The sequence below is a fragment of the Oleiphilus sp. HI0117 genome, from assembly GCF_001635235.1.
Genome location: NZ_LWGA01000508.1, coordinates 1 through 4,398 on the forward strand (window position 1 = coordinate 1; position 4,398 = coordinate 4,398).

Here is a 4,398-nt window from a genome sequence, read left to right on the forward strand (position 1 = left end):
ACCTGAACCTACAGAACCAAGAGAAAGACCGTTAAGCTCTTTGTCTTTTTCTACTTCATAACCAGAGTATTTGATCGCAACGTAAGTCAGTGTTCCACTGTTATCGTCCGCAATCGTTACACCAGCGTCAGGACCATAAGACTGAGTACCAGCTTCATAAGTACGCTCGCCTTTGTTGTTGGTAGATTGACCAAGGATAGTCAAGCCACCCCATTGACCCTGCTCGTCACCAGTATTAAGACCAGCAACGTCTTGAGCAGACGTAAAGATGATTGGGTTTGACTCTGTACCTTGAGCATCAATCATTGCACCACGGTTTATCGCTAGGTAAGAGTTACCTGAAGCACCGAAAAGTGTTGTTCCAGCTTCAATAGTAAGCGTAACACCGTCAACAACATTCACTTCACCAGTGATTGCATACAAGCTATCGCTAGTTAGTGTTGTATCGCTTGTGATGTCGCCACTAATAACTGAAACAGCCTGATCGTTAACCTCTGCCAATGCCCATTCGAAGATGCTCAAATCAACACCAGTTACAGCGTTGTCAGCATCAACTTCTGCAGCAAATGCTACACCAGAAGAGTCTAGATATGCTTCGTCAACCATATCACCAGAAACACCGACTGTTTCATGTACATCACCAAGTGCACGGAAAATGTCACGTGTACCTTCGTCACGATAGATACCCTTACCACTAGTGATGATACCGTCAGCACCGATGTCGCCTGTTACAGCATCATCAATCACTAACTCAACTGCGTCATTCTTGATCGCGATACCAGCACCTGCTGTTTCAATTTCATCACCAGTTACAGCAGTATCACTTACACGGATTGCTGCGATGTCTGCAATGTAGTCAGCTTCAGTGTACTCTTCGGTACCACCTTCACCGTCATCAACCTGTGTACCAATTAGTGATGCATCAGCACTTGAAGACTTAACATTAACTTGCACGTTGTCAAATACGTAGCCTGTACCTTCACGAAGACGAATAGCGCGACCGATTGTATCTAGTGTTGCATTTTCAAGCGTTGGCTTAGCAATTGGTGTGCCTGAATCGTCAGTGCTGTGCGAGTCAGCTTCGATTGCACGTGAGTCAATCTCATCATCAACAACAACTTGCTGAACGTAAACGTTTGAAAGAGTGCCGATATAACCCTGGTCAGTATCGATTGAATCATCACCTGCGTTGTAGATGTACAGACCATCAACATCAACCGTACCACCCCAAAGCTCAATACCATCATCTGCAGAACCAACGATAGCGATGTTGCTAATTTGAGTACCGCTACCAACTGAACCTAGAGACAAACCATTTAGCTCTTTGTCTTTTTCAATTGCGTAACCAGAATATTTAATGATCACGTAGTCAAGAATACCGCTGTTATCCGTTGCATCTGCTACGCCATTGATTGGGCCATATGCCTGCGTGCCAGCTTCATAAGTGCGCTCGCCTTTATTGTTTTCAGAGCTACCTAGAATTGTCAGACCACCCCATTGACCCTGATCATTCTGACCAGCAGTGCCCGCGATATCCTGTGCAGAAGTAAATATGATTGGGCTATTTTCAGCACCTTCAGCAAAAATCTGCGCACCACGGTTAATAGCAAGGTAAGAAGAACCTGTCGCACCGTACAACGTCGTACCAGCAGGAATTGTTAAAGTAGTCCCGTCTAAGAAGTTAACTTCGCCGTCGATCTTATAAGTTTGACCAGCAAGTAGTGTTACATCCTCTGCGAAGTCACCTTTCAAAGTTAGGTTTTCTGCAACGTAGTCAGCAGTAGCGGTAGAAACAGAAAAGCCTGAAGATGAGCTACCACCACAACCAGTGAGAGCAACTGCAGACATTAAAACACTAGCACTTGCTAAAGTTTTTAAATTCGAAAGCTTAAAATTCATATTGTGTATCCACATTGTTATTAAGGCGTTATTGCATAAATAATTTGAACCACGGGAACGATATAAATATTTGATGACAGTCAGATTACAGTTATGCTTCATGTTTATGACAATTGATTGACAGCGACGAAGCTGTAAAATTAACGCAACACCAGACCGGCGAACCAACCCAAGCCCTTACTAGGTTAAGTAATGATTGATAATGAAATTAGTATCGGCCTAAGCAAGCCTAAAACACCTACAAACGTAGCTGTCGTTCTTCGAGCGGCCTATTGCTTCAATGCAAAGCACGTCTATTTTACCGACAAAGATGGGCGCTATAACCGAGCAGCGCGCTTCCATACTGACACTCAAAAGAGCGAAGAAAAAGTTAGCCTTAGCGAAGTAGATAACCTAGCTGATGCAGTGCATGACGACTACAAACTAGTATGCGTAGAGCTGGTAGAAGGTGCGACACCCCTACCCCAATTTAACCACCCTAACAAGGCATTTTATGTCTTTGGTCCTGAGGATGGCTCATTAAGCCAGGAGATTATTGACCGCGCAGATGAAACTGTTTTCATACCAACTACCGGCTGCCTGAACGTGGCGATGTCAGTTAATATCGTACTTTATGATCGCATTTCTAAGTACGACCAAAACTTTGGCGATGAGCTCATCAAAAAAAGCCGGAACTTTAACAACAGGCTCACGCTTAAATAGCAATCAATTACAAATAAAAAAGGGAGTGAACATAATTCACTCCCTTTTTTATTAAACATTAAGCTATTAGCGCTGGCTTACATGCAGCGCATCTTCTAACACATCTAGCTCAAGCTGCTTTTGCTCAAGCGCTTCACTAAGGCTGTGATCAATCTCTTCTTCACCCATTGGGATAAGCCCAATTTCGGTCAATAAACCATCCTCACCAATAATATCGACATTCAAGAACATCTCGATATATTCCTTAATTGCTGGAACCTTCTCAATATGATCATTCTTAACGTAGAAGAACAGGCTTCTTGAAATTGGATAGTCCTTACTGGCAATGGATTCGCTGCTAGGCGATACATTATCAATATCAACACCAGCAATCGTGTCTTCGTTTTCAGTCAAGAAGCTGTAGCCGAAAATCCCTAGCGCTAGTTTATCTTTAGTTAACTGCTTAACAATCAAGTTATCGTTTTCGCCACTAGGTATGTAAACACCGTCAGAACGAATGACACGATAACCCTTTAGACCAGCATCACGATAAACCTTCATTTCTTCAGTTTGGTACTGAAGGACAATCTCTTCAAATGCGTCTCGTGTACCCGAACTGATTGGCGGGCCGTAAACCGTAATCTTACGATCTGGTAGTGCCGGATTGATTTGATTCCAATTTGTATATGGGTTGTCGATTAGTGCCGTGCCTTCTTTGTTAGGCACCTTTTTCGCCAAAGCAAGCAGCATGTCTTTCTTTGATACATTGAAAGGCTTATTGGCTTTGGATTGAGCCAAGACAATACCATCATAACCAAACATAACTTCGGTAATATTGCTTACGCCATTACGTTCACAAAGATGAAGCTCTTTGATTTTTATGCGACGACTTGCATTGGTGATATCCGGAGAATCCAGGCTGTTATCAGTGCAAAATAGCTTCATGCCACCACCAGTACCCGTTGATTCCACCACAGGCGTAGGGTATCGAGACACGCTACCAAACTCTTCGGCCACGAAGCTTGCGAAAGGATACACTGTGGAACTGCCCACAATTTTGATTTGATCACGCGCTTGAACTGAGAATGTAAACACGCACAGCGCAATTAGGCTCGCTAGCTTTGCCATAGTTACCTCTATAATTACTGGATAATAAAATTAGAACCGTATTCCGCACTGCTAACCAGCGAGTACCGTTTCTCTTGCGCCCTATTATCAACGACAATTATTTCATTTTTATTACGATCAAACCTGATACTTTCTACCTCGGGTAAAAGAGGTTGCACTCCCTTCATAGCAGACGCCCTGATAGGCTCAAACTGACCAACATACTTACGATTCTTCTTTTGGACTTTTAAGCATTCTTTACCATACACAGTATCAATATAAGTAAACGACGCTTCACAAGAACCATTCGAAACTGCACCCTTTTTATACAGCTTACTAAAATCGACTTTCTTTAGTTTAAACTTCATCGTTAAGGCGCTTGATTTACCTAGTTCAACCAAGGAAATCGAACCATCTGAAGTCACTACGTACAATGAGCCTTTAGCAAAGCTATTTGCTTCTTCAGCAATAAATACGTACAAATTGCCTGAGTTAGCGTCGTGAGAGTAAACGGTTTTATTGTCTGGCATCACGAGATAGGAACTCGCGAATAAACGACCAGCTGCATACACTTTTATCTGTTTCGCATTGCCCTTTTCATCCAGAACAATGACCTCATTCAACCACCCATATTGGTATGGTTTGACAAGGTCACTGTTACCTTTGAAGTATGGATTAAAGACACTAGCAAACTCTTCACTATATCTAGCA

General features: G+C 42.8%; 3 protein-coding genes and 1 pseudogene. 1 reads left to right on the plus strand and 3 read right to left on the minus strand.

What is annotated here, in order from left to right; translation table 11 throughout:
* A pseudogene (locus A3757_RS05725) lies at positions 1-1,899 on the minus strand (hypothetical protein); the annotation flags it as partial.
* Between the two features lie 192 nt (positions 1,900-2,091).
* On the opposite strand from A3757_RS05725, the gene A3757_RS05730 reads away from it, so the two are divergent.
* Positions 2,092-2,601 carry an RNA methyltransferase gene (locus tag A3757_RS05730; protein ID WP_068554499.1) on the plus strand — a complete coding sequence of 170 codons (510 nt, stop codon included), beginning with the start codon at positions 2,092-2,094 and terminating at the stop codon, positions 2,599-2,601.
* 66 nt (positions 2,602-2,667) lie between these two features.
* Here the strand turns inward: A3757_RS05730 and A3757_RS05735 are convergent, their stop codons facing one another.
* The gene (locus tag A3757_RS05735; protein ID WP_068554501.1) at positions 2,668-3,708 is read right to left on the minus strand and encodes a substrate-binding domain-containing protein; all 1,041 of its coding nucleotides are present in this window, start codon (positions 3,706-3,708) and stop codon (positions 2,668-2,670) included.
* A 14-nt stretch (positions 3,709-3,722) separates the two neighbouring features.
* Positions 3,723-4,398, minus strand: a 676-nt coding sequence (locus A3757_RS26480) for a hypothetical protein (protein WP_197469846.1), incomplete at its 5' end; no start/stop codon positions are given.